This is a genomic window from Cytobacillus sp. FSL R7-0696 (genome assembly GCF_038006865.1).
In the GTDB taxonomy this organism is placed as follows: Bacteria; Bacillota; Bacilli; order Bacillales; family Cytobacillaceae; genus Cytobacillus; species Cytobacillus kochii.
Window position 1 is genome coordinate 110,325 of the sequence record NZ_JBBOWA010000001.1, and the last position, 25,174, is coordinate 135,498.

Annotated in this window: 25 protein-coding genes, 2 riboswitches and 1 other annotated feature (1 of these 28 running past the window's edge); of the genes, 2 read left to right on the top strand and 23 right to left on the bottom strand. The window is 37.2% G+C overall.

Annotation, left to right across the window (positions count from 1 at the left end; translation table 11 throughout):
* Positions 1-37, top strand: a binding site (T-box leader) (it extends 176 nt beyond the left edge of the window).
* Positions 38-82: 45 nt separating this feature from the next.
* Both tyrS and MKX29_RS00550 read left to right on the top strand, forming a co-directional pair.
* Positions 83-1,324 (top strand): tyrosine--tRNA ligase, encoded by a 1,242-nt coding sequence (gene tyrS / locus MKX29_RS00545; protein WP_445662685.1) that lies wholly within the window; start codon positions 83-85, stop codon positions 1,322-1,324.
* Positions 1,325-1,371: 47 nt separating this feature from the next.
* On the top strand, positions 1,372-1,494 hold the full coding sequence (locus tag MKX29_RS00550; protein WP_263624268.1) for a hypothetical protein: 123 nt from the start codon (positions 1,372-1,374) through the stop codon (positions 1,492-1,494).
* A 192-nt stretch (positions 1,495-1,686) separates the two neighbouring features.
* Here MKX29_RS00550 and MKX29_RS00555 read toward each other — a convergent pair whose 3' ends face one another.
* The 23 genes from MKX29_RS00555 to MKX29_RS00665 form a co-directional block, all read right to left on the bottom strand.
* A complete protein-coding gene (locus MKX29_RS00555) occupies positions 1,687-2,481 on the bottom strand; it encodes an ABC transporter ATP-binding protein (RefSeq protein WP_341103325.1) in 795 nt (264 codons plus the stop codon).
* 21 nt (positions 2,482-2,502) lie between these two features.
* Positions 2,503-3,456 (bottom strand): ABC transporter permease, encoded by a 954-nt coding sequence (locus MKX29_RS00560; RefSeq protein ID WP_289433302.1) that lies wholly within the window; start codon positions 3,454-3,456, stop codon positions 2,503-2,505.
* 47 nt (positions 3,457-3,503) lie between these two features.
* Positions 3,504-4,493 (bottom strand): ABC transporter substrate-binding protein, encoded by a 990-nt coding sequence (locus tag MKX29_RS00565; protein WP_341108164.1) that lies wholly within the window; start codon positions 4,491-4,493, stop codon positions 3,504-3,506.
* Positions 4,494-6,040: 1,547 nt separating this feature from the next.
* Positions 6,041-6,676, bottom strand: a complete 636-nt coding sequence (locus tag MKX29_RS00570) for a pentapeptide repeat-containing protein (protein WP_341103330.1) — start codon at positions 6,674-6,676, stop codon at positions 6,041-6,043.
* Positions 6,677-7,302: 626 nt separating this feature from the next.
* Positions 7,303-7,638: a heme oxygenase gene (gene isdG / locus MKX29_RS00575; protein ID WP_289433299.1), complete on the bottom strand. Its 336-nt coding sequence runs from the start codon at positions 7,636-7,638 to the stop codon at positions 7,303-7,305.
* A 13-nt stretch (positions 7,639-7,651) separates the two neighbouring features.
* Positions 7,652-8,416 carry an ABC transporter ATP-binding protein gene (locus tag MKX29_RS00580; protein WP_224937686.1) on the bottom strand — a complete coding sequence of 255 codons (765 nt, stop codon included), beginning with the start codon at positions 8,414-8,416 and terminating at the stop codon, positions 7,652-7,654.
* Entirely contained in the window at positions 8,413-9,357 is a 945-nt protein-coding gene (locus MKX29_RS00585) for a FecCD family ABC transporter permease (protein WP_289435146.1), read from the bottom strand. Before MKX29_RS00585 ends, MKX29_RS00580 begins: the two co-directional genes overlap by 4 nt.
* A 58-nt stretch (positions 9,358-9,415) precedes the next feature.
* Entirely contained in the window at positions 9,416-10,345 is a 930-nt protein-coding gene (locus MKX29_RS00590; protein ID WP_341103334.1) for an ABC transporter substrate-binding protein, read from the bottom strand.
* Positions 10,346-10,351: 6 nt separating this feature from the next.
* A complete protein-coding gene (gene srtB, locus MKX29_RS00595) occupies positions 10,352-11,092 on the bottom strand; it encodes a class B sortase (protein WP_224937684.1) in 741 nt (246 codons plus the stop codon).
* Between the two features lie 2 nt (positions 11,093-11,094).
* Positions 11,095-11,865, bottom strand: coding sequence for an ABC transporter ATP-binding protein (locus MKX29_RS00600; RefSeq protein ID WP_224937683.1), 771 nt, complete (start codon positions 11,863-11,865; stop codon positions 11,095-11,097).
* Positions 11,855-12,838 (bottom strand): FecCD family ABC transporter permease, encoded by a 984-nt coding sequence (locus MKX29_RS00605; protein ID WP_095369883.1) that lies wholly within the window; start codon positions 12,836-12,838, stop codon positions 11,855-11,857. The genes MKX29_RS00600 and MKX29_RS00605 overlap by 11 nt, the downstream gene beginning before the upstream one ends.
* Positions 12,839-12,851: 13 nt before the next feature.
* Positions 12,852-13,745, bottom strand: coding sequence for a heme ABC transporter substrate-binding protein IsdE (gene isdE, locus MKX29_RS00610; RefSeq protein WP_341103339.1), 894 nt, complete (start codon positions 13,743-13,745; stop codon positions 12,852-12,854).
* A gap of 60 nt (positions 13,746-13,805) precedes the next feature.
* Positions 13,806-15,527 (bottom strand): NEAT domain-containing protein, encoded by a 1,722-nt coding sequence (locus tag MKX29_RS00615; RefSeq protein ID WP_341103342.1) that lies wholly within the window; start codon positions 15,525-15,527, stop codon positions 13,806-13,808.
* Positions 15,528-15,529: 2 nt separating this feature from the next.
* Entirely contained in the window at positions 15,530-16,156 is a 627-nt protein-coding gene (locus tag MKX29_RS00620; RefSeq protein WP_341103345.1) for an NEAT domain-containing protein, read from the bottom strand.
* 704 nt (positions 16,157-16,860) lie between these two features.
* Positions 16,861-17,637, bottom strand: coding sequence for an enoyl-CoA hydratase-related protein (locus tag MKX29_RS00625; protein WP_341103349.1), 777 nt, complete (start codon positions 17,635-17,637; stop codon positions 16,861-16,863).
* Positions 17,638-17,787: 150 nt separating this feature from the next.
* On the bottom strand, positions 17,788-18,591 hold the full coding sequence (locus tag MKX29_RS00630; RefSeq protein WP_251161301.1) for an alpha/beta fold hydrolase: 804 nt from the start codon (positions 18,589-18,591) through the stop codon (positions 17,788-17,790).
* A gap of 207 nt (positions 18,592-18,798) precedes the next feature.
* Positions 18,799-19,347, bottom strand: coding sequence for an NADPH-dependent FMN reductase (gene ssuE / locus MKX29_RS00635; RefSeq protein WP_224937677.1), 549 nt, complete (start codon positions 19,345-19,347; stop codon positions 18,799-18,801).
* Positions 19,348-19,360: 13 nt separating this feature from the next.
* Positions 19,361-20,737 carry an LLM class flavin-dependent oxidoreductase gene (locus MKX29_RS00640; protein ID WP_341103355.1) on the bottom strand — a complete coding sequence of 459 codons (1,377 nt, stop codon included), beginning with the start codon at positions 20,735-20,737 and terminating at the stop codon, positions 19,361-19,363.
* A gap of 13 nt (positions 20,738-20,750) precedes the next feature.
* Positions 20,751-21,071, bottom strand: coding sequence for a hypothetical protein (locus MKX29_RS00645; RefSeq protein ID WP_095369891.1), 321 nt, complete (start codon positions 21,069-21,071; stop codon positions 20,751-20,753).
* Positions 21,072-21,103: 32 nt separating this feature from the next.
* Positions 21,104-21,271: a YezD family protein gene (locus tag MKX29_RS00650; RefSeq protein ID WP_341103358.1), complete on the bottom strand. Its 168-nt coding sequence runs from the start codon at positions 21,269-21,271 to the stop codon at positions 21,104-21,106.
* Positions 21,272-21,434: 163 nt separating this feature from the next.
* Complete coding sequence (locus MKX29_RS00655; RefSeq protein ID WP_095369893.1) at positions 21,435-22,223, bottom strand: alpha/beta hydrolase; 789 nt, start codon at positions 22,221-22,223, stop codon at positions 21,435-21,437.
* A gap of 257 nt (positions 22,224-22,480) precedes the next feature.
* Positions 22,481-22,583, bottom strand: a riboswitch (SAM riboswitch).
* A gap of 83 nt (positions 22,584-22,666) precedes the next feature.
* Positions 22,667-23,482: a MetQ/NlpA family ABC transporter substrate-binding protein gene (locus tag MKX29_RS00660; RefSeq protein ID WP_095369894.1), complete on the bottom strand. Its 816-nt coding sequence runs from the start codon at positions 23,480-23,482 to the stop codon at positions 22,667-22,669.
* A gap of 17 nt (positions 23,483-23,499) precedes the next feature.
* Positions 23,500-24,897, bottom strand: a complete 1,398-nt coding sequence (locus MKX29_RS00665) for an LLM class flavin-dependent oxidoreductase (RefSeq protein WP_095369895.1) — start codon at positions 24,895-24,897, stop codon at positions 23,500-23,502.
* 158 nt (positions 24,898-25,055) lie between these two features.
* Positions 25,056-25,167: riboswitch (SAM riboswitch) on the bottom strand.
* Between the last annotated feature and the right edge of the window lie 7 nt (positions 25,168-25,174).

Here is a 25,174-nt window from a genome sequence, read left to right on the forward strand (position 1 = left end):
AATTAGGGTGGTAACGCGTGAAATCCACGTCCCTTTTATTAGGGATGTGGATTTTTATTATTTATTAAGGATGTGAATAATTGTGAAAGAAAAATTATCAGAACAGCAATTAAAAGAGTTACAGAGACAATTAAAGTTATACAAACAAGGTGTGCAAGAAATAATACCCACTGAAGAATTAGAAGAAAAGTTAGCAAAATCTATTTTATTAAATAAACCTTTAAAGATAAAACTTGGCTTAGACCCTTCAGCTCCTGACGTTCATTTAGGTCATACGGTTGTTTTAAAGAAGTTAAAGCAATTCCAAGATAATGGTCATACGATTCAATTATTAATTGGGGATTTTACTGGTAAGATTGGTGATCCAACAGGTAAGTCCATCGCTAGAAAGCCGTTAACCGATGAAGAAGTGAAGCATAACGCCCAAACTTATTTTGAGCAATTTGGTAAAGTACTCGATATGGAAAAAGTTGAATTACATTATAATTCAACATGGCTCTCTCAACTTAAGTTTGATGATGTCATTCAATTAGCAGGTAAAATTACCATTGCCCGTTTAATGGAACGTGATGACTTTGAAGAAAGAATTGCCTTCGGGAAGCCGATTTCTTTACACGAATTCTTCTACCCAGTCATGCAAGGATACGATTCTGTTGTGCTTGAATGTGATATTGAGTTAGGGGGCACCGATCAGCACTTTAATATCCTTATGGGTAGGCACTTTCAAGAGAAATTTGGAAAACCTAAGCAAATTGCACTGCTGATGCCACTACTTGAAGGATTAGATGGCGTTGAGAAAATGTCAAAATCGAAGAATAATTATATCGGTATTAATGAACCAGCAAACGAAATGTACGGGAAAGCAATGTCCATTCCGGATGAACTCATGGAGAAGTATTTTACACTTATTACACCTCTTACACCTGAAGAAATAACTGAGATAGAAGAAGGGCTAGATAAGCAAACCCTCCATCCACGTGATGTAAAAATGCAATTAGCAAAGCTAATTGTACAAATGAACCATGATGAAGAAGCAGCTGAAAAAGCAGAACAACAATTTATTACGATTTTCCAAAAAGGAGAATTACCTGAAGATCTGCCGACAATGATATGGTCTGGCCCAACTTCTATCACCATTGTGCAATTGTTAGTGAATACAGGCTTACTACCTTCAAAATCCGAGGCAAAAAGAATGATTGCTGGTGGCGCAATTAAAATAAATGGTAAAAAAATCACCACTGAAATGGAAACGACTACGATTAGCCATAATATGATTGTTTCAGTAGGTAAAAGAAAATTCATGAAATTATTGGTAAAGAATTAGGTTGTGAGGTAATTTGCATAGTCACCTTTTATCAGGTGGCTATTTCTATGTTTACGCTTCTCCTACTAGTCATTCGCCAACTAGAAAGTCCACTTGCACCAATAAGTTGTGACAGTATCACCGTTTATGAATATTGTCCATTAGAAGATCAAGGGTGTACGGTTTTATGAAGAAATTGCTATTTTAGATTATGCTTCATTACAAGATTTGATCAACCATTTCTTCACCAAGTCAAAATCATTAAATAGAAGCCACCCTGGTATCGTATTTATTAACATTCTATTGAAGAAACATAAAAATCAACTCCCGCACCACAAAAAAAGAGCCCATTAACGGACTCTTTCTCACACTAAAATCTTCATTTATGCAAGTATTGCACGGTCACTGTTCATTTTTTCACCACGAATTTGTTGAAACTCATTTAATAATTTTTCAACCGTAAGCTGCGATTTTTGCTTCTCATCCGCAGAGAAAATAATCTGGCCTTTATCCATCATAATTAACCGGTTTCCTAGGTCAATTGCTTGCTGCATATTATGAGTTACCATTAATGTCGTTAATTGGAATTTATCAACAATTTCTTTCGTTAAATTCGTAATCAATTCTGCCCGGGATGGATCTAATGCAGCCGTATGCTCATCCAATAAAAGGATTTTAGGTTCAGTGAAGGTTGCCATTAAAAGAGACAATGCCTGCCTCTCACCACCTGATAATAAACCTACTTTTGCTTGCAGTCTGTTTTCCAAACCTAAATGAAGCATCTCTAATTTTTCTTGAAAAAACGCTTTTCTTTTTTTCGAAACGCCTATATGCAAGCCGCGTGATCTCGTTCTTGTGTAGGCAATAGCTAAGTTCTCTTCAATCGTCATTGCAGGTGCAGTCCCTGCCATTGGATCTTGGAATACGCGCCCTATTAGACGTGCCCGTTTATTTTCCTTTACATTCGATACATTTTTTCTATCAATAATTACTTGACCGACATCCGGTATTAACTTCCCTGAGATAATGTTCATTAAAGTCGATTTTCCTGCCCCATTACTACCAATGACCGTCATAAAATCGCCTTGATGAAGATCGAGATTCATCTGTGTTAGTGCAATCTTCTCATCTGGTGTGCCTTCATTGAAGATTTTATGAATCTGATTTAATTCAAGCATGTCGTCACCCCTCTCTTCTACTTATTCCATTCCTGCTTGAAGCATTCGTTTTTTCTTTCGTTGTCTCTCTTTTTGCTTCTCAAGAATCTTCGGTAGGACAAGCGCGAAGACGACAATCAATGCCGTAATTAATTTCATATCTCCCGTTTCTAAGAACTCCACGCGTAGCGCTAATGTAACAATAATACGATACAGAATCGCCCCACCGATAACAGCTAACGTTGCTCGAAAAATTGTTTTTGCACCAAAAATCGCTTCGCCGATAATAACAGAAGCTAGCCCAATAACAATCATGCCTATACCCATGCCGACATCACTGAAACCATTGTATTGTGCCACTAAGCCACCTGATAAAGCTACCAAACCGTTAGATAGCCCTAGACCTAATATTTTTAATGTATCTGTATTCGCTGAAAAGCTACGAATCATCGTTTCATTATTACCTGTTGCTCGAATGGCCAGACCAATATCAGTTTTCAAGAACCAATCAATCATTACTTTGACAAAAAGAGCCAATATAAGCATAAGAATTAAGATTGCCCATGTTTTTGGCACAAAGCCAATGAAAGCTAAGGCATTATCTAAACCTAATCCTTGCCAAAAATCAGTTAGTTTTGTAATGACGGTTTCCTCTGATAATAGTGGGATATTCGACTTACCCATAATGCGTAGATTAATAGAGTACAAAGCAATCATCATGATAATCCCTGATAATAAAGGATTGATCTTTCCTTTTGTATGAAGTAACCCTGTCACGCTACCAGCTAGAAAACCGGCAACGAAAGCTAAAATTGTTGCTAAAAATGGATTCGTTCCTCCTACAATTAAAACGGCAGCAACTGCTCCACCAGTCACAAAACTACCATCAACAGTTAAATCAGGAAAATCTAATACTCTAAAAGATAAATATACACCTAACGCCATTAATGCATAAATTGCACCTGCTTCAATGGAGCCAAATATTGCTGAAGGCATTATGCTCTCTCCCTTTCATCTGTCGTGCTGAATAAGATACCTGTCAATTATTCAATAAATTCCGCAGATTCTTCCCATTCAGGATTTAGTTCAACACCCATTGCTTCAGCCGCTTCTTTATTTATAACAAGCTTTAGATTTTGTGGATATTGTACATCCATTTCGCCTGCTTCTTTCTCACCTTTTAATATTTCTGCTGCCATCACACCTGCTTCATAACCGATATCATTATAATCAAACCCGTATGCAGCAAATCCGCCACGAGCGACAGAATCTAATTCACCAACAAAAAGTGGAATTTTCTTATCTGTTGCCACTTGAACGACTGACTCTAGAGCTGTAACTACTGTATTATCTGTAATGATATAAAGGACATCTGCTTTACCGACTAATGATTCTGTGGCTTGTTTAACTTCAGCTGATGTTGAAACAGTTGCTTCAGCTAATTTCAATCCCGTTCCTTCTACTACTTCTTTCACTGTCTCAATTTGCGATACAGAGTTGGCTTCACCGGAATTATAAACAACGCCAATTGTGTCAATATCAAAATATTTGTCTATGAATTCTACTGTATTCGGTATGGCATCTGGGTGATTATCTAATGTGCCTGTAATATTTCCGCCAGGTGCTTCCATAGAATCAACAAGTCCGCCACCAACAGCATCTGTTACAGAAGTAAACACAATCGGAATATCCTTTGTAGCATTTAATGCACCTAGTGCACTTGGTGTAGAGTTAGCAAAGATTAAATCCACCTGATCACTTACAAAGTTGTTCGCAATCGATTGATTATTATTTTGATCCCCTTGTGCAACTTGTGTATCAAATTCTACTTCTAATCCCTCATCCTTCAATGCTTGTTGAAAGCCAACAGATGCTGCATCTAAACTTGGATGTTCAGCGATTTGCGTGATACCGACTTGATAGCTTTTCTCACCGCTTTCTCCACTTGCCTCCTTCGTTGTTTCTTCAGAGTTTCCGCACCCTGCCAATATTAATGCACTTAATAATCCAGCTGTCGATAATGTTTTCCACATATTTTTCTTTTTCACTATTCATTCATCCCCTTTACTTTATCGCTTTTACGCTTTTGTGCTTTGGTTCATTAAATTATATACATATAATACTAAGGAGACAAGAACTTTTTATTATTTTCCAAAAATTTATGTTATCTGACACTAAAAAATAGAATGAATTCCATGAAATTGGAACTACAACTAATATATAATTAATTATTATAAATTTTCAATTAATTCAGAGTATATTACTACCACTATTGGATAAAAATAATCAGCTAATGAATACCCTTTTCCCAACATACAATTCTACATCGTTTGCATTGAGTCCTGCAGTTGTGTTCGCTTTTAAGCAAAATTGTACTTTTTCTGTAGTAATCATCTAAGTTAATAAGGGTTTGGAATCTTAGGAATCTTAGGAATCTTGTTGGATAGTAGCTTGTCCTTTATTAGACGCCGTAACCGTTGTATATGAATTCATAGCACTAATCCAATATCGCTAGTCATTGCTTAAGGCACACCTGGGTTTTCGCTATGTGGTAACCTTCTTGTACACTCGTTGTATCCAATGAAAGGATGCCTAGATACGTGCCTTTATACATCCACTTGTCAACCACTTTTATTGTTACTCCCCCCTCCCCCATCAGCAACGAGCTCCCTACAAAAACTTTTGAATAGTTACCTTCAGCATAAGAACCTTATTTTCAGTAGTCTTATATTTTTCAACCTTGTAAGTTTAACCGCCAGGCACTGATTTTTTCTGTTTCATTTGGTTAAAAACCGCTCTCCACTCTGTTTTGTTCGAAGTGATTGCAATTACCGGTATTCTTCGCTGCTTTATACTCTAAACCCGTACCAACAAAACACTTCTGGATCAGTTGCCTCTAAAATAGCATCCCTTCCCCAGTTGATAACCCTATAGACTTTGTTATATCGCAAAATATTGGCGCAAATCTTTCCTGCAAAGATACTAGGCCCGCCATCTCTCTTCAAACCAATTCCAATAATTATTATTATTAGCAGAAGCACTTTTATTAGGATAAAACGAGAAAACCCCCTTATGAAAGCGCATTCATTTTTAACATGTCGCAAATTGACTAACAGCTTGCGTGCAGTCATGCAACATCACCATTAACGGAACTTAATCACTCCCTTCATAAGATGATGGCACATATAAGGTATAGTTCTCCTGCCGTATGAGCCACTAACACTTTGACCATCTGCTAGCACTGATTCTTTTGGTACAGGGTCAAATACCTTACATACTCATAATAAACTAATTGCCAATAAATTGCATAATTTTTTCATGTTTTTTTTTCCTCCTTAAATCTACTCATTCTATTTTAATTTCTAGAAACTACGAAAGAGTTACAAAGAAGTGTCCAGTAGCTGAATTTTTTTACTTCGATTTTGGCCATACAGTTTAATTCTGACCTATTGTAAATATTAAAACAGACTTCCAATCAGATATATGTAAGTAAGTCTAGAATGGGTATTAAACTAAAAAATAAAGCCATCATAAGTGATTTTAAGTGACTTAAGATCACAGGGCGAAGTTAAAGGGGACATTACTGTCGGATTTTTAGTCCTAATAACGAAGCGAATTGTATCGCTTGAGACGTTGATACTATACACCCTCTTAAGTTGTCTATTGAAACAGTTAAAGAATCAAAATCGGATGAGCTAATATCAATTCCTTTTAATGGTGTCTCATCAAAGTTTGCGCCATTAAGGTTGCATGACAGAAATTCTACTTTTTTAAGCTTACAGGCAAAAAGGTCAGCGTTTTTTAACCCAGCATTATCAAAAATCACCTTTTCAAGTTTTGAGTCACCGAACGTAACCATATTAAGAATTGATTCCATAAATCTTGTATTACCGATATAAGACTCTGTTAAGCTGCTGCCAAGTAACTTACAATTAAGAAACTCAACTCGATTCATGGAGGCATTACCCAGATTAGCATTGGATAAATCACAATTCTCAAAGCGTACATCAGTAAGATCAATTCGCCTAAAATCCGTATTTGTGAAATTACAATTCCTAATCACTGTTTTATATAGTCTCACTCGATCAAGTACTTCGTTGGCAAATTCTGAATCGGTAACCATACACATTTCAAATTCCGGATCTTCTTCGTAAAAAATATCTGTAAATCTCTTTTCAGTTAGATCTTCAGGGATCTTGGGTGTGTCAAGCTTCACTGTATACCTACCTACTTTCAAAAGAATAATTCATTTATAAGTTCTTTAGATACAAACTTAAGGGAACATACGTTCTTTTTCAAGACTTGACTTTTAAACATTTTCTGATACATAGGATAATCAATACGCATATCTTAAATGAAATTGTTTGTCCAAGAAATCCCCTTATTATAGTTAAATGGGACCTGAATTCAGAGTAGCTACATCAAGCATTAGACCCTTGTTAAAAGGAAGGTCATAAAGCCAACGATTGTTTCCCCTAATGAAGACATATATATTGAATTTAAACGCAAACTTACTCATCATCCTTTCACCATTGAATAATAGACTGATTATGAAATGGTAACCTCAAAGGATATGACAAAAGAGAAAATAACCTCACCATCCAGGTCGTGGACAAGTAAGATGGGCAAGAAAAAGAACAGCTCAAATAATGTACATTTTTTCTTATTATGATGTTTAAAGAAAACATCGTTTCTTTATGATGATACACCGATCGATTTCTAATCAGTTTAACCTCCCTTTAAACGCTTATTGTCTATATTCTATTGATTATTCCAACATTCAAAAAAAGACATCCCCAAATAGGATGTCTTTACACTCTGTTTGTAAGTAACCAAGTACAATTACCCGACAGAGCTTTCTGTCTCTATTCTTGGCTTGCGACGTAACTTTACTTGATAATAGGTCGTTTTGTTTTTAATAATAAATTCAGGGATTCCGCCTCTATGGGCATGGGCATCTTTAAATTCTCGACTTTTCATCCAGCCTTTAAAGCCTGTTGGATCTTCCCATCTTGTAACAATAGTTATTTCTTCATAGTCTTTCGTATTTTCCGTTAACATCACTTCTAAACCAACGAAGCCCGGCATCGTTTCTACCTTACCTTCTCGATTAAATCTCTCAACAAACATATCAGCATTTCCTGGTTGAAGGTGAACAGTATTTGTTACAATATACATCTCAGGTTCCCCCTTAAAATTGATTTGGTTTAATTAATGGCACTTTACCATCAAATATTACATCAGCATCAAGTTTATATACTTTTTTAAGTAATTCTGCATTTAGGATATCCTTGGGGAGACCGGTTGCGACAATTTCCCCTCCTTGCAGAACTACCATTGAATCACAATACATCGCTGCATATTGGAGCTCATGAAGTACCATGACAATGGTCATTTTAAACTGTTGATTCAGTTCTTTTAGCAATGACATCAGTTCAATTTGGTGTCCGATATCCAAGTAAGTCGTCGGTTCATCCAAGAGCAAAATATTCGTTTTTTGAGCAAGTGCCATCGCAATGCGGACACGTTGCTGTTCTCCTCCCGATAATGTTTGCACAAGACGATCGCTCATATGAGTAATACCAGTTACCTTCATTGCCCAATCAATGATTTCATTGTCTTCTACGTTCTCACTTTTCATCATTTTTTGATAAGGTGTTCTTCCATATGCAACCATTTGTCGCACTGAGAACCCCGGCATCCCCTCCTTTAGTTGAACGAGCATAGCTAACTCTTTCGCTAAATTCTTTCTTGTATAGTTATTGATACTCTCATGATTTATAAGAATGTCTCCTCGGTTAGCGGATATAAGTTTCGCTACCAATTTTAATAGTGTCGATTTACCCGATCCGTTCGGTCCGACAATCCCTGTAATTTGCCCTGTTGGAAATGTCAGATGGATATCTTTCAACTGAAAATTCCCTTGCTTATACGCGACTTGCTGCAAATCAATCATGCAGAAACCCTCCTCTTCCTCAATAAATAAAGAAAGAATGGTGCACCTATGCAAGCGAGCAATATGCCAACAGGTAATTCAATTGGGTCAAACAATGTTCTTGCTACAGTATCGGCAAAAGCTACTAAACTAGCTCCACCTAGGATTGAAAATGGTAAAAGATAGCGATAATCTTCACCAATAATTAATCGAATCATATGAGGTACGACTAGACCAACAAAACCAATTAACCCTCCAACACTGACAGCGGTTCCTGCTAAAAAAGAAGCCAGCAATATCATTTGTAATCTTGCCCACTCTACATTTTGACCAAGTAGTTTTATTGTTTCGTCACCCAAAAGCATAAGATTCGCTTTTTTAATAGCAAAAAAAGAAAGCAGTAGACCAATAACTGCATATGGCAACATGAATTCAAGATGATACCAACTGCGCCCATTCAAGCCACCAGAGAGCCACGAGAGAACAGCTTGCACGCGATCACTATAGATGACCATAACACCATTCATTAAAGCACCTAAAAGGGCATTCATTGCCACACCTGCCAGAATAATTTTCACTGGAGAAGCGCCTTTTTCCCATGCTAGTAAATAGATGAGTATCGTTGTTAGAAATGCGCCAATAAATGCACCTGCCGGCAATAAATAGCTGTAAGCAGGAAAAACGAGCATCGTTATGACAGCAAGTAAACCGCCACCAGCAGAAACACCAATAATCCCCGGGTCAGCCAATGGATTTTTCATCACACCTTGCAACAAAGCCCCCGAGGCAGCAAGACATGCGCCCACTAATAAAGCAACTAGTACCCTTGGTAAACGTAAATCGAATATAATCGTCTGATACATTTCCACCCCATTTCCTTGAAAAGCTTGGAGGATTTCAACTAACGGTATAGAAATGGCTCCGAAGGAAATACCTGCATAGACAGATAGTAGTGTAAGCATAATTAGGACCACGAAAGTCAACACGACTTTCTTATTTTTAACTACATTCAATGACGGTTCACTTCACTTTCAACTTCTCTGAGAGAAAACTGACTGCTTCCACAACCCTTGTGCCAGGATTTGTACCAAATAGGTCAGCCGGTAACACTTCAATTCTGCCGTTTTTCACAGCTTCAATAGAGTTCCAAGCTGCATTTTGTTGCATTTCTTTTATAAACCCATCCCTCACCTCTTCGGGATTCCCGTGGGTCATTAACATGACAAAGTCAGGATTCGCTTCAATAATTCTCTCCGTATTGATTTGTGCATATTGTGGGAAACTCTCTAACGCTTGATAATCTGCAGCAATATTCTCACCGCCTGCATGTGTTAGGATATCCCCACTTAAAGAATTCGGTAGAGCGGCCATATATGTTCCTGGCGCACCATAAACAAGTAAAACGCGAGCTGCAGTCGATGGCTGTTCTACCTCTTTTAACCTCGTTTCTAGATCTGACTTTACACTCTTCGCCTCTTCTTCTTTATCTAACATCGATCCATAAAGTGAAATTTGATTCATAATGTCTTCAATTGAATTTGCTTCCGTTAAAATCACCTCTGCTCCTAATGATTCCAATGAAGGTACATCTTTTTCATTCAACGTTCGATTGGCTAATATTACGTCAGGTTTCAGTAATGCTATTCTCTCTAAATTAACTTCATGTGTAGAGCCAATTTGTTGTTCTTCCTCGGCTTCTTTAATCCACGTATCGGCATTCGGTCTGCCAACTACCTTCTCTCCTAATGAATAAATAATATCGACATCACCATTACTTAATGCAGCTATTTTAGTCGGCTCCTCAACAAAACCAATTTCCCTACCAGCAAAATCTTCTATTGTATATAACGATTCTACTGAAGAGGAGACCGCATGTTCTGTATCTTGTACGCCACAGCCTACTAAACTAATGGATGTGCCAAGCAAAAAAGCGCCGAACCATTTTCTCATCACTTTTTATCCCCTTTCTACTAACTTCGCATGGACAACGAGCCTTCCTTCTGTTCGATCTAAAGAGTAATCACAAGTTGAAAGGGTGACAATTCTATCATTTCCTGTTATTTGCACATCTGTCTCATGTACAGATTTTTCCTTTAACGAATGAATAAAGTCGCCATATTCTTTATCAGATGAAAAATCTGTATCAATATAATAAAAATCAGTCTTCGTTTGATAAACAGAGAAAACTTCCAAATCATAGCCTTGATAAAGCGTATCGTAATAGATGACTTGGTGCTTATTAAAGAAAGATGAATCCAAATACTTCTTCAAACCAGCGAACATTGTACCATCCTTCATTCGATGTCCATATATGACCGTATTAAGATCCTCCTCATCGCTGATATTATTGCGATAATCCATGAAGATACTTCCAGCTCTAGTTTCTTCTCGCAAGTAATTTCTTGTTAAATAGTAGTCATTATCCCGTGTCTGTAATATCGGATAATCAATCGCTGTATCGTCAACCGTAATCCAGCCTATAATATCTTCATTTAATTCTTTTAATGGTTCAAACTGCCCTCTTAATCCCGTTGTTTGCGTATTTGGCTCATGTTCATCTGCCCGATAAATCTCTTGCACATTATTCATGTTTTGCCTGTTCTCATAATAGTCATAAAAAATGATAAAAAGTTGTGAACCAGCATAGAGGAAAACACCAATAGCCAAAAGGTTAACTAATGTTTTGAGCATTTTCATTGTCATGTTCCTAAAGGAACTAAATACAGTCCCGTACGAATATTATGCTCTACACAAACATCTACGCCATATATATCTTTAATTAAGGATTCGTTGACGATTTCTTGGGGCAGACCAGATGCAACAATTTCACCATCACACATGACAATAAGCTGATCAGAATAGCGTACTGCCTGATTAATATCATGAAGAACCATCACAATCGTTAAACCGTATTCTCGGTTAAGTAATTGAATCAGCTCTAATAATTCCAACTGATAATACATATCCAAATACGTTGTTGGCTCATCAAGGAAAAGCATTTTTGTTTTCTGCGCTAACGCCATCGCTATCCAAACTCTTTGCCGTTCCCCGCCAGATAATTGATTCAACGGCCGTTCTCGTTTGTCTTCAAGCTTGGTTAATGAAATTGCCCAATCGATGACTTCCTCATCCTCTAAGGACAACTTTTGAAAGGCTCGCTTATATGGTAATCTACCAAAAGCAATGAGCTTCTCTACTGTTAAATCTATCGGCGCTTCATTTTGCTGGTAGACTGTTCCTACTAACTTTGCAAACTCCTTTGGTTTAAAGGTGTGTATTTGTTTGCCATCGATCATTATCGATCCGGATGTCGACTTTTCATCTCTTGCTAATAAAGATAATAGCGTTGATTTACCGGAACCGTTAGGCCCAATAATGGTAGATATTTTCCCTGCTGGAAAAACCCCAGTATTGTCTTTTAATATTTGTTTTTCTTTATCGTATGAAAATTGAATGGATTTAAATTCCATAAACTTTATCACTCTTTCTTAATAGAAATATTAAGAACGGCCCACCGATGACAGCCATAATCGTCGAAGCTGGTATCTCTAGTGGAGCGATTAGCGTACGACCTAGTGTATCAGCCGTCAAAATTAATAATGCACCTGCAATAGCAGAAAATGGGATTAATCTTTTATGGTCCGTACCGATTAATTGCCTAGCAATATGAGGAACGAGTAAGCCAACAAATACAATGACTCCGGCAACAGACGTTGCAACTGCAGCTAAAAGTACAGCGATGGCTGATATCATTATTCTTGAGACATTGACATTCATACCTAAATTCTTAGCCTTTTTATCTTGCAATGCCAATAGATTACACCATGGGCTGACTAAGAATGCTAGCACGAGACCAAGAATGCCATACATGACAATGATTTCAACCTCTGCCCATGTTTTCATTGTTAACGTAGAGCTATTAGATGGACCGAGTGCGATATTGAAATAACTGCAGATCATTAAGAGTGCTTCTCTTAAACCTGTAAACATTGCGCTAACAGCAATACCCGTTAAAATTATACGTAAAGGACTTAATCCTGATTTCCAGCTCATAGAATAAACGAGAAAACAAGCGATACTTCCCCCAATGAAAGCAAATAACGGCCCACTTATATATAAGCCTGGAAGAAACAACATACCAAACAAAGAAAAGAAGCTCGCCCCGGCCGAAATCCCGATGACCCCTGCATCAGCTAATGGATTCCTCATCACTGATTGAAACAGCACACCCGCTACTGATAGGGCCGCACCAGCAAACATTGCAACGATAATGCGGGGATAGCGTAAATCGCGAATGACAGCTACTTCCTCATTTCCTCCATAAAACAGGTCCATTATTAATTCTTTGATCGTGACAGATACACTTCCACTTAAAACAGAAAAGCCCGTCACTACTAACAAAAGAATGGTCACGATTACAAAATAGAAATTTTTTTTATTCATAAGCTTCTTCCTTTTAATCTACGTATAGTATGTCTACAAGCTCATCAAGTGCGTTTGTTACATTCAAATTAGCGGTTGTGGCAAATAAAGGTTCCCTCAGATCGTATACGCGATTATTTTTAACTGCATTAAAATGTTGCCAAATATTATTGTCTTTGAACTCACTATTAAACATTTCAACTACTTCATCGGGCATCCCATGTGATAATCGCAAAATGACATCAGCATCTGCTTCATGTAAATACTCTGTATTTGCTGATATATATTCTTCGTTAAAGCCCGTAATCGCGTTCTCACCACCAGCAACCTTCACTAAATTACCTACATAAGAGTTTTCTGTTGCCACTAAATAGCTACCAGGAATCCCGAGTAAGATTAGTACTTTTGGAGATTGATATTGTGCGGTTTTTTCTTGTATCTCTTCAATTTTACTTTCAATGTTTTGAGATAGAGCTTCTGCTTGAGCTTCACGATGATATGTACCTCCTAATTCCTTGATTGTTGTGATCATACTTTCTACACTTTGAAAGTTGAGGAAATCTGTTTCAATTCCTGCATTTACAAACGAGTCCTTCAAGTCATATTCTAATGTAGTCACAGATAACACTTTATCGGCGTTTAATGTTTTAATGACCTCCATATCAGGCTTCATAGGATTTCCAACCTCGATAACATCTTGATATCGTTCAGGTAGTGGAAATGAAGTGGTAGGTATACCGACTAAATCCAGCTCCAGTTCGTTCATCACTTCTGCTATAGCAGTAGTTGTTGCAACAATTCTTACTTTTTCCTCTTCTGTTTGACCTTCATCTTTCGCTTCCTTCTCTTCACCTGCAGTCTGTCCGCCTGCACACCCAGCAATGAAAAATAATAGCATGATGCAAAATGTTAGTTGAATTCTTTTCATAAGAAACCTCCAAATGGGACTGCTGTTCAAAATGCGAACAGCAGTTTATTACTAAATTCCTTACATACCCATTCCTTTTAATCTGTATTTTCTAAATAAATAGAATCCAGACAAAAGAAGTAATGCTGCATAAATGCCTACTTGAAGATAATTTAATGAATCACCTGTTTTTACATTGGTTACATTTTTTTGATTATCTTTTGGTTGTTCTTGATTATCATTACGGTCAAATGGCAAATGACTATCATTGTTATTTCCACTTCCGCTACCCTTATCTTCCCCAGGAGTGATTGGAGGGGGTGTTTGACCATTACCATCATCCTCAATTTCGACATCCAAGCTCGATACATCTAACACAAACCGAACAGGATAAAGATGTGGGGCACCAATGGCTTCGATAGCAGCTACATATGTTTCTTGGATTGCTTCGATATCAACTGATAGTACACGTTCTCCTGCCTCTTCGTCTCTACTTATTTCTTCTAAAGCAACGGTTTCACCAGCAATATCAAATTCGATTGTCCCTAACGTATCTAGCCCCGTCACTTGTGTAAATTGCAGGGAATACTCACCGTCATTTACAGTTAATAAAGCTTCATCCGCAAAATACTTCGCAAATTTTGATTCCGTATCAGAATCTACACCAAGAATAGATAATGGTAATGGATACTCACCATCTGCTAACACATCATCATTTGGTGCTGGCTCATTATCACCCGGTTCCTCTGTGCCTGGTTCTTCAGTTCCCGGATTCTCTCCTCCAGGTTCTTCAGTTCCTGGATTTTCATTTCCAATCGGCTGGATGCTGTCTACATCATACTCAAGTGCTACATCATGAGTACTACCATAAGACATAACCATACGTAAATTAGTCAATTGGTTCACATCTGCTATTTGGAATTTAACTAGTTTTGTTTGTTCTGCAGCGTTCTCACTTACTACTTCTACATCTTCAAAAACATCATTTAATTCTGATTGAAGTTTAGTAATTACATGACTTGCCCCTAAGTTGAAAGAAATATAAGGAACACCATTTGCAATCGTTAACGTCGCTGGGCTTTGGAAAAATCCTGCCCAATTTGCAGGTGCTTGTTGCCCATCATATAACACTTGATAATTGATTGTATATTGACCATCTGCTAACTCTTCATTTCCTGGCTCTTCAGTTCCCGGTTCTTCTGTGCCTGGCTCCTCAGTTCCCGGCTCTTCTGTGCCTGGCTCCTCAGTTCCCGGCTCTTCCGTGCCTGGCTCTTCAGTTCCCGGCTCTTCTGTGCCTGGCTCCTCAGTTCCCGGTTCTTCTGTGCCTGGCTCTTCTGGTTTTGGTTCATCAGGTTGATCTAATTCAACTGTTGTAATCGAATTTTCATCAAAGGAAAGTTGAATGGTATGGGTTCCGTAAGACATGAATAATTTCACATTTGTTGACTGATCCAGTCCATCAACAGGAAATTGATATACTCTTGAAGCCTGGTCTTCACTTACAACTTGGGCATCTTGATAGGTACCATTGGACTCTGTTTGTATCTTTTGCATTACTTGGTTGGCACCATTAATTTTTATTGTGATGCTTAATGCTCCATCTTTTGCTGTTAATGATGCAGGATTTTCAAAAAAACTATTCCAGCTTGCATTAGGCTGACCATTATATAGAATTTGATAATTAATGCTATACTTCCCATTTGCTAAATCTTGCGCAGCATTTACTTTTATTGGTGAGGCATTTTGTAAAACAGCTAAAGCAAGGACAAATAGTGCAACTGTTACTCTTAATATGCGTTTCATATTTAACCCCTTTTTATTTGTTTTTGATAAGTGAATAAAATAAATAAAGCTGCACCGATAGCTAGTAGAACATAAAGTTGAACATTGTCTCCTGTCTCTGGATTAGCTACAACTTCTTGTTCTTGATTCTGGCCGCTGGTATTATTATCTTCTTCACCACCAGATGAAGCAGGTGCTGTTTCTTGATTATTCGTTGCCGCCTCAATTAACTTTGCATTCGCTTCATCAAAAGACAGTCTAATAGAATACCAGTGATCATAAGAGGCATCTGCAACGACATGAATTTTTGCATTTACAGGTTGAGAAATACTATTTACTGTAAACTGAACTGTTTCATTTTCACCGCTAGTTGATAGCACAGATACATTTTTTGAGTCAACTTGGAAATCTTTAATCATGCTGCTCGTTGTTGTTAATTGGACCGTTATTTTGCCACCTTCTACTTTTACTTTTGCTGGCTTTGCAAAATACCCATCTGCCATGGATGCTGAGCCACTATCTGGTTTAATAACTGAGTACGACACAGAATATGTACCATCAGTTAGTGCAGCTGACGTATGTAGGGCTGGAGTAATGGCTAAAAATACAATTACTGATAAAAGTAGAGCCGAAATCTTTTTGACTAACAAGTATATACCCTCCTCTATATAATTGATTATCATTCTCAATTATATTGAAATAAAAAAACTTATCTTCACCCTTATACAATAAGCCATAGCAATTTAATTGATTATCATTCTCAATGTTATACAAAAAAATAATATGCCTCCTTCCCCTTTATGGACTAGGTAATTAGGATGATGACCGTTACAACGTAATTGTAGTTGATAATGATTATCATAGTCAATTGTTTTTTCGCAAATATTTAACATTTTTTTCACTTCTTTCGTTCAACACCAAATATTGGTCTGTATTTTGGTCGAATGTATACTACCCTACTTTGTCAAGCAGCACATTACTATCTACTTGATTTCTAAGCTAACATACTCACCTTCCATAGATAGTAAGTAACTTATTTGTGACTTTCCCTTATCCTTCTTAATCATCCTATTTTCTTAGATTTATTTCCTATTCCGGATCTAAGCGATACGAATGATTTTGCCCAGCTCTCATTTCCGTCGTATTCCTGAGTGATGCGCCAAAATGACTATGGCTCACCTTACAACAAAGATAACAAAATGAAGATATTGTTTTATATGGTGTATGCTAGGTTCTCCTGTTTCTATGTCTGGTACTGAAGTAAATATATTTAGTTTTTTCAGCCGCTATTATCTCCACAAAAAACCCTTTAACAACTAATGAATAAATAGTGGTTAAAGGGTTTTTAAAACAGTTAGTTTCCTTGGAAATTTGGCTTTCTTTTCTCTGCAAAGGCTTGTAATGCTTCTACTCTGTCTTTTGTAGGCAGTAACACTTCATAAGCTTTTCTTTCTATATGTAATCCTGTATGTAAGTCAGTATTCATTCCTTGTTTTACAGCAAACTTTGCTTGTTTAAGTGCGATTGGGCCGTTATTAAGCATTTTACTCGCAAATTGTATGACTGTATCGAACAATGTATCTTCATTGCATACCTCATTTACGATACCGTATTGCTCTGCTTCTATGGCTGATAATCTCTTTGCTGTGAGTATTAATTCCATTGCTTTTGTTTCACCAATTAAGCGAGGAAGCCTTTGCGTCCCTCCCGCTCCAGGAATAATAGCTAGACCTGTTTCAGTTAAGCCTACCTTAGCTACATCCGCCGCAAATCTAAAATCACAACATAGAGCAAGCTCTAAACCGCCACCAAACGCAAAACCATTAATAGCTGCAATCGTCGGCTGAGGCAACTCTGCAATCACATTAAAAACGTCCCCCATTTTATATAGGTTTCGCCTTACTTCCTCATCGGTAAGATTTCTTCTTTCTTTTAGGTCTGCACCAACACTAAATGCACGATTGCCTGTCCCAGTTAAAATAACTACTCTCACCTCTGGGTTTGCTCGAACATTTTCTACTTGCTGTTGTAGCTCAATTAATGTTTCATAATTAAATGCGTTTAACGCATCAGGACGATTTAATTTTATTGTAGCAATATAATCGTTGATATCTAATTGAATGTGTTCCATACTCTAGCTCCTTTTCATATATAAAATATTCATAACAATATTCGCCACTAAATCATGAAAACCCTTTCAAATATAAAACAAAGCCATTCACCTATAAAAAATTCAAAAGAAAAACTAGCCTTCCTTATGAAGAAAAGCTAGTTACCTTCTTTATAAACCTTTAATATAGTTATCTACGACTTTGTTAAAAACATCAGCTTCCTCTAGAAAAGGACAATGACAACTTTCCTCAAATATATGCAGCTTTGCATTCGGTAAAGCATTTAAAAGATGCTTGCCTGCCGCTACTGGTATCAACTTTTCTTCTTTACCAAAGCATAGAAGTGTGGGAATGTCGTAATCGGGTAGAGAGCTGCGATAATCAACGACTGATTGATCAAACAGAATAGCACTTGCAACGGAAGCAGGTAATCTTGTCGTTTCTTCAAGCATCCAATCTAGCTCGCTTTGACTTAATTCTTTTTTAAACATTAGTGGAATGAATCCTTTTAAAAAGGCTTTTTGGTCTCTTTGCACTTCTCTCATAAAACTAGTTAAAGTCTCCATATCAAAGGCGCCTATTGAGAAATCAGGCCATTTAAAATCGGAGGCAAGTTCATCTACAATAACTGTCGATTTAATATGTTTATCACCAAATAACTTTAAGTACTCCCATATGACAAATGCCCCCATCGACCAGCCAATAAGGGTCACATTCTCTAGTTTTAAATTTGTGATAAATTGTCTAATATCTTCGGCATACTGTGCAATGGTATGGCCATGATGGACTTTTTCTGATTGACCATGTCCTCGTAAATCTGGTATTAGCACACGATAATCAGTCTTAAAGTATTCTATCTGCTTTTCAAAGAATCGACCACTCATCCATACACCATGAATAAAAATGACCGGTTCACCATTACCTACATCTTCAAAATAAATACTTGTACCGTCACTTAATTTCATTATTGTCACATTATCAACCCCCATTTAAAAAATTCAATGATAATATAATCTATGCCTCAATCCTTAAAAGTAGTGGCAAAAACAATAGCTAAAATTTAACTTCTCGGAGCTATTATGCAACGCTAAATTTCGAAAAAACATTGTATCTCATAGTTTTTTCAAACAATTAAAGGAGCCGAACAAACAGGAGTTGTTCGGCAAAAAATATATTTACACTTATTTTAGTTGTAATTCCTTCATAGACAATAAAGAATGCAGACGATTTAATTCTTTATCTAATCTTTCCTTTACATGATTTTCGACAAAAAAACGATGATCTTCTGTTCTTTCAATCTCTTTATCTAAAACATATACACCCTGAAGGACTGTTTCTGCTCCTAAACTGGATATAACTGGTTTCAATGCATAATCAATCATAAGTAAATGTCCGAATGAGCCCCCTATCACAAGCGGTAATACAGATTTATCAACGAAGCCTTTTTGAGGTAATAAATCCAAATAAGCTTTTAGTACACCTGTATAAGACGCTTTAAATACAGGTGTTAATATAATTACAGCATCTGATTTTTCTACTTTTTCATTCGCTGCGATAATTGCCGGGCTATCAAATTTGGCATGAATTAAATCTTCAGCAGGTAATTCCCTTACTGTAATTTGCTCATATGACACGTCCTTTTTGTTTAAAAAGGCAATCGCTTCTTGCTCTAATCCGTTTAAACGGGAATTGTTTGATGTGCTTCCCGATATGATTACAACATTTGTCATCTTCAGACGCCTCCTATTTTGTAACTGTCAACTTACTAAATTTTTTACCATAATGATGCTCTGGCAAATGGTCATACCCAAATAAATTCTTTCTTAAAGTACCTTCTTCATACTCTCTTCTTACGAGCCCCCTATCTTGTAGGATTGGAATGACATGCTCAACGAACTCTTCGAATGTACCTGGAGTGACGGCATATGCAACGTTAAACCCGTCAACTCCTGTCTCTTCTTTCCATCCTTCTAATTGATCAGCAACAGAGTGTGCTGTACCAACAGCCACTTGACCCATCCCGCCAACACCAACAAATTTGGCAATGTCATCGACCGTCCAACTCTTTGTAGAATCTATATTCGTAAATGTTTCAACGATTGACTGAATGGCGTCATTTTTAACGTACTCGATTGGTTGATTTGCTTTATACTCTGAGAAGTCGATACCACTCCACCCCCCAAATAACGCTAATGATCCTTCATAACTAGCATGGTTTTGATAGTCCTCATACTTAACTCTAGCATCTTCCTCTGTTTCACCGATAATAGGCGTGACGAGAGAGAGAATCTTTACTTCACTGGGGTCTCTCCCCTCCGCTCTTACTGCTTCCCTAATTTTATCGACTATTACTTTACCGGCTTCTTTTGTGGGCACACTTATAAAGACCAACTCTGCATGTTTAGCAGCAAACTTTCTCCCTCTTGTAGATGCACCCGCTTGAAAAATAACCGGTGTCCTTTGCGGAGAAGGTTCACATAGATGTGCCCCTGGCACCTTAAAATATTTCCCTTCATGGTTAATATCGTGAACTTTACTTGGATCTGTATAGAGCCCTTTTTCCTTGTCTAAAACCACTGCGTCGTCTTCCCAGCTTTGTTCCCACAGTTTATATGTGACATCTAAATATTCATCAGCTATCTCATAACGTTCATCATGGCTGATTTGTTGATCTAGTCCTATATTTAGTGCGGCACTATTTAAATAAGATGTGACAATATTCCAACCTATTCTTCCTTTTGTTAAATGATCGAGAGTGGACATCCTCCTTGCAAATACATATGGATGTTCAAAACTAGTTGAAACCGTTAGACCAAACCCTAAATGTTTTGTTACTTGCGCCATTATAGGAACAACGAAAGCAGGATCTTTAACTGGCACTTGTACCCCTTGTTTAACCGCTGCTTCTCTAGAATTTTGATAAACATCATATGTACCAAGCACATCTGCCAGGAAAATGGCATCAAAACGTCCCTTTTCAAGTACTTGAGCCAAATGTGTCCAATATGATATGTCTTTATAAGTGGAAGATTGATCATCCTTATGTGTCCATAGTCCTGGTGATTGATGCCCAGCGCAGTTCATATCAAAAGCATTGAGGTACATTCTTTTCGCGGTCATTTTTAATTCTCCTTTAGTGATCATATTTTATAAAAAACTCATCAAGTGCTTTACTTAAACCACCTTTTCCAAATTTGATTCTCGTTTTATTGTTTCGATTTTCAATTTGATTCGAGGCAAAATCCAAAAACGCGATGACGAACAGTCTCCTAACAATTATTGAATGCAACCCTTTGTCATAAAGCGATTGTTCAACCGTATGGAAGATTCCTTTATTAATATTAAAAGATTGACAACACCATCTAATAAAGTGAAAGTCAGGTAGATTCAAGTACATGCAGCCTGATAGGTTTTTAGCTACATTGGGTGCTTGATTACTAATTGTTGACTGCATGTAACTCACTCCTTTTCATTTGCTCCATTCCATCATTTTTTATTTTGTTGTTTCTTTTTCAGAGCAAATCGTTTCTTCTCGGTAATGTCAATTTGGGTAATATCCCCTTCGTGTTCAGTAATGGTGACACAACCATATTCGAGTTCCTTTAATGTTGTGAGAATGGTATGAATTTTATCTTGATCAATGTGTTTTTCCATAAAATTCTCCTTTATGGGACTTATTTTAGTCTTTTTACAAGCTCCTCTATTTCTGTAAGTGTTAACTGTTCTAATTCATGTCGCTTGAACTTTATTTCATCTATAGTAAACATAAGGTTGATTAAGGTTTTGTTTTCTCTTTGCTATCGCTTTTTGTAAAAACTTAGCCAACCTCTTTCCCCCCCCACTCGGTGTTCTTTTTTTCTTCATTCATCGTATCTAGAAATTCTGTTGTATCCTGAATAATTTTGGTCTGATCATAATCCATGGATGCTACATGGTATGAGTTGTAAAGGACTCGAAGCCATTTATGATCTGTTTGAATTTCGATAAAAATACGATCTGTATTCTCTGGAGGTACAACATGATCATGGATAGACTTAAAGCATAATATTGGGCAATGAATTTGAGATAAACTTTTTCCTGCGTCACTCATTACCTTTTGTAAAGAGTGAACTGCTTTTACCGGAATATTATCGTAAGTAATTTCATGTATAGTCGGATTTTTGATATCTGGGCTACCTTCGTCAATATAGTGTTTCTCATCGTAATATCTTAAATACTCGTAATCTGGTAATGTCAGTGCAGTATTAATTAGGATCAGTCCATCCAGCTCTCCATATTTCTTAGCTAACAACAGCGCTAATGCACCGCCCATAGATTGACCTAAACAATAGACTTGTTTGCACTTCTCCTTTAATTGCTTATAAGCTGTAACAACATCATTGAACCAATCATCATAACCATATAACTCTAAATCTCTGCTTTTTGTTCCATGTCCCGTGAGCCTTGGGGCATGAACAGTAAAACCCCTATTTGCAAGTTCCGCACCCAAGTCCTCAATGCTCTGCGGTGTTCCAACAAAGCCATGAATGAGGAGAATACCAATGTCCCCACCTTCATAATAAAAAGAATCTGCACCTGGTATAACTGTTGATTCTACTCTTTTCATTTTTTCGTCCTCCTTTATATTGCAACATTTTGGTGGACAATGGTTGACTACCATTGCCGATTTTTCCCGTTGATGTAAATCTAGCTGCACTACTGCCTTTGGAGGTCCAATCAGCAACTTTAATTCCAACTTAACAAATAGGTTTAATCAGTTTAAAAACAGCATTTGTATAGAGGAGATCATCCCTTGGTGATTAAATCATGCAAAATAAAAAACCTCTTCTGACAAGAAGAGGTTAAAGTTCCGTTCTTTATCTCTCCTTATCTTTCAAGCAACAGCTTGCTGGAATTGGCACAGTGCAATAAATTGCCTGTTGCCGAGGCTTCAAAGGGCCAGTCCCTCCACCTCTCTGGATAAGAAAAATCATATTAAATTTTATATCATTTACTCTATAATATTTATCAATATTTGTCAATTATTTTTTAAAAATTAAGATGATTTACTCATTCGCCCATCCATTCTGGCTTATGAAAACCTTTAAAGTTCTCTTCAATTACTTTTGCAAATTCCTCCGACTCTATGGCTTCAATGATATCCTTTGCCATTTGGGCGTCTTTATCTTCTTTACGAACAACAATCCTATTTTGGATTTCCTCAGGAATTTGATCCCGATAAATTGCTGTTGTTAAATCTAATCCTGCAGCAACCGCAAAGTTACCATTAACAGCAGCAAGATCAACTGATTCAAGAGACCTTGGCAGTTGGGCTGCATCTACTTCATGGAATTTCAAATTTTTCGGGTTAGATAATACATCATTTACTGTTGCATTGACTGGGTTTATATCATCTTTCAATTCTATTAAACCAGCATCACGCGCAACTGTTAATCCTCTCGCTAAGTTTGTAGGATCATTAGCAATGGCCATCGTGCTTCCATCTTTCACTTCTTCAAGGGAGTTGAATTTTTCTGAATAAATACCAATTGGAGCTGTAGGAACAGAAATAATATCTACTAGATCCATCCCTTTTTCAGTGTTAAAATTCTCTAAGTACACTTTATGTTGAAATAAATTACCATCCAAATCTCCACTATCTAAAGCAATATTCGGTTGAACATAATCATTAAATTCCTTTACTTCTACTTTGTACCCTTTTTCCTCAAGTAGTGGTGCTACACCTTGCTCAAGCATATCACTATAAGGAACTGTCGCCCCTAAGACCATCTCTTTCTTTTCTTCGCCGGATGAACCTGATGTCCCACATGCACTTAAAACAGTGCAACAAGTCAGTACAAAAAATAATAACCAAACTTTTCTCATACCCTTCACCTCTTATTTTAATTATTTATCTTTTCACCTTTACGATATTTACTTCCTGGATGACCACTCGGTAAAAGGGGCGAGCCATGAGTAAAAAGCTTTTCTCTTAACGTACCCTTTTTGTATTCCTTTTTATATAAACCACGTTCTTGTAGAATCGGAATAACAAGCTCAATAAAATCTTCCAAATCTGCTGGCGTTACTAAATGATTTAAATTAAAACCATCGACACCAGAGGCTTCAAACTGATATTGAATTTGGTCTGCTACTTCTGATGGATTGCCGACAATTATATTGTCTCTATCTAATCCTTCTAGTTTTGAAATCGCTTCTTTAATCGATAGTTTTTTCTTCGCATCTTTCGTTAATGAAGCAGCTTTATAATGCCCATGCTCTGTAGCTTTAAATTCAAATGGGTTATCTAACTCATCCTTTGTAAATTCCGCAACATTATAACCGCTTGCGCCCCCAAACTGTGCTTTCGCTGCATCTGCACTCCATAATTGGTTGTATTCAGCAAATTTCTCTTCCGCTTCTTCAGTTGTCTTACCTACGATGACTGTTAGGAAAGTGAATATTTTAATATCTTCCGGATTCCTGCCATATTCTTCCGCTTGTTTTCGAATATCCTCTGTATAATGTCTTACTCTTTCAGGTGTTGGCCCACCTACAAATACACATTCTGCATGTTTTGCTGCAAAAGCACGTCCTTTAGGAGAAGTCCCTGCTTGATATAAAACAGGTGTTCTTTGTTGTGACGGTTCTGTTAAATGCGGTCCTTCGACATCAAAATATTCTCCTTTATGGTGAATTTCATGGATTTTCTTACGGTCGATTAATACCCCTTGTTCTGTATCTTCTATTACTGCTCCATCTTCCCAGCTTGATTCCCACAGTTTATAAACGACATCCATATATTCATCGGCAATTTCATAACGCTTATCGTGTTTGATCATATCTTTGAAACCAAAATTTCTTGCTGCATTAGGAAGATAAGAAGTAACGATATTCCATGCCACTCTTCCTTTTGTCAAATGATCTAATGTGGAAAACCGTCTTGCCTGCCCAAAAGGTGGCTCATATGTTGTACTCACCGTTAATGCAAATGACAGATGCTCTGTCACTGCTGCCATAGCAGGGATGACAAACGCCCCATCATTAACAGGAAACTGTAATCCATCGTTAATTGAAGGTTCTTTACTTTCTTTATACGTATCATAAACACCTAATACATCCGCAAAAAAGACAGCATCGAATTTTCCCTTCTCGAGTGTTTTGGCTAATTCCATCCAATAATTAATATCTTTATAGGCACGATGTCGTTTGGAATCTTTATGCTTCCATAGCCCATGAGAATTGTGCATTGCACTTGTCATTTCAAAAGCATTCAATATCATTTGTTTTTTATAACTCATACTGCCATTACCTCCTCTAATACTTCTACAAAAGAAGCATAATAATGTATTTATCAATTGTGCTAAGAATGTTTATCGCTTTTGGTGGTCCAATCAGCCATAAAAAAACCTCTTCCAAAAAGGAAGAGGTAACGTACGCTCATAAATTTTTCATTCTCTTCCTATCTTTCAAGCTAAATGCTAGCTTGCTGGAATTGGCACAGTACTTGCAATGCTAAGTCTGTTGCCGAGGCTTCGTAGGGCCAGTCCCTCCACCTCTCTAGATAGTGGTTATTTA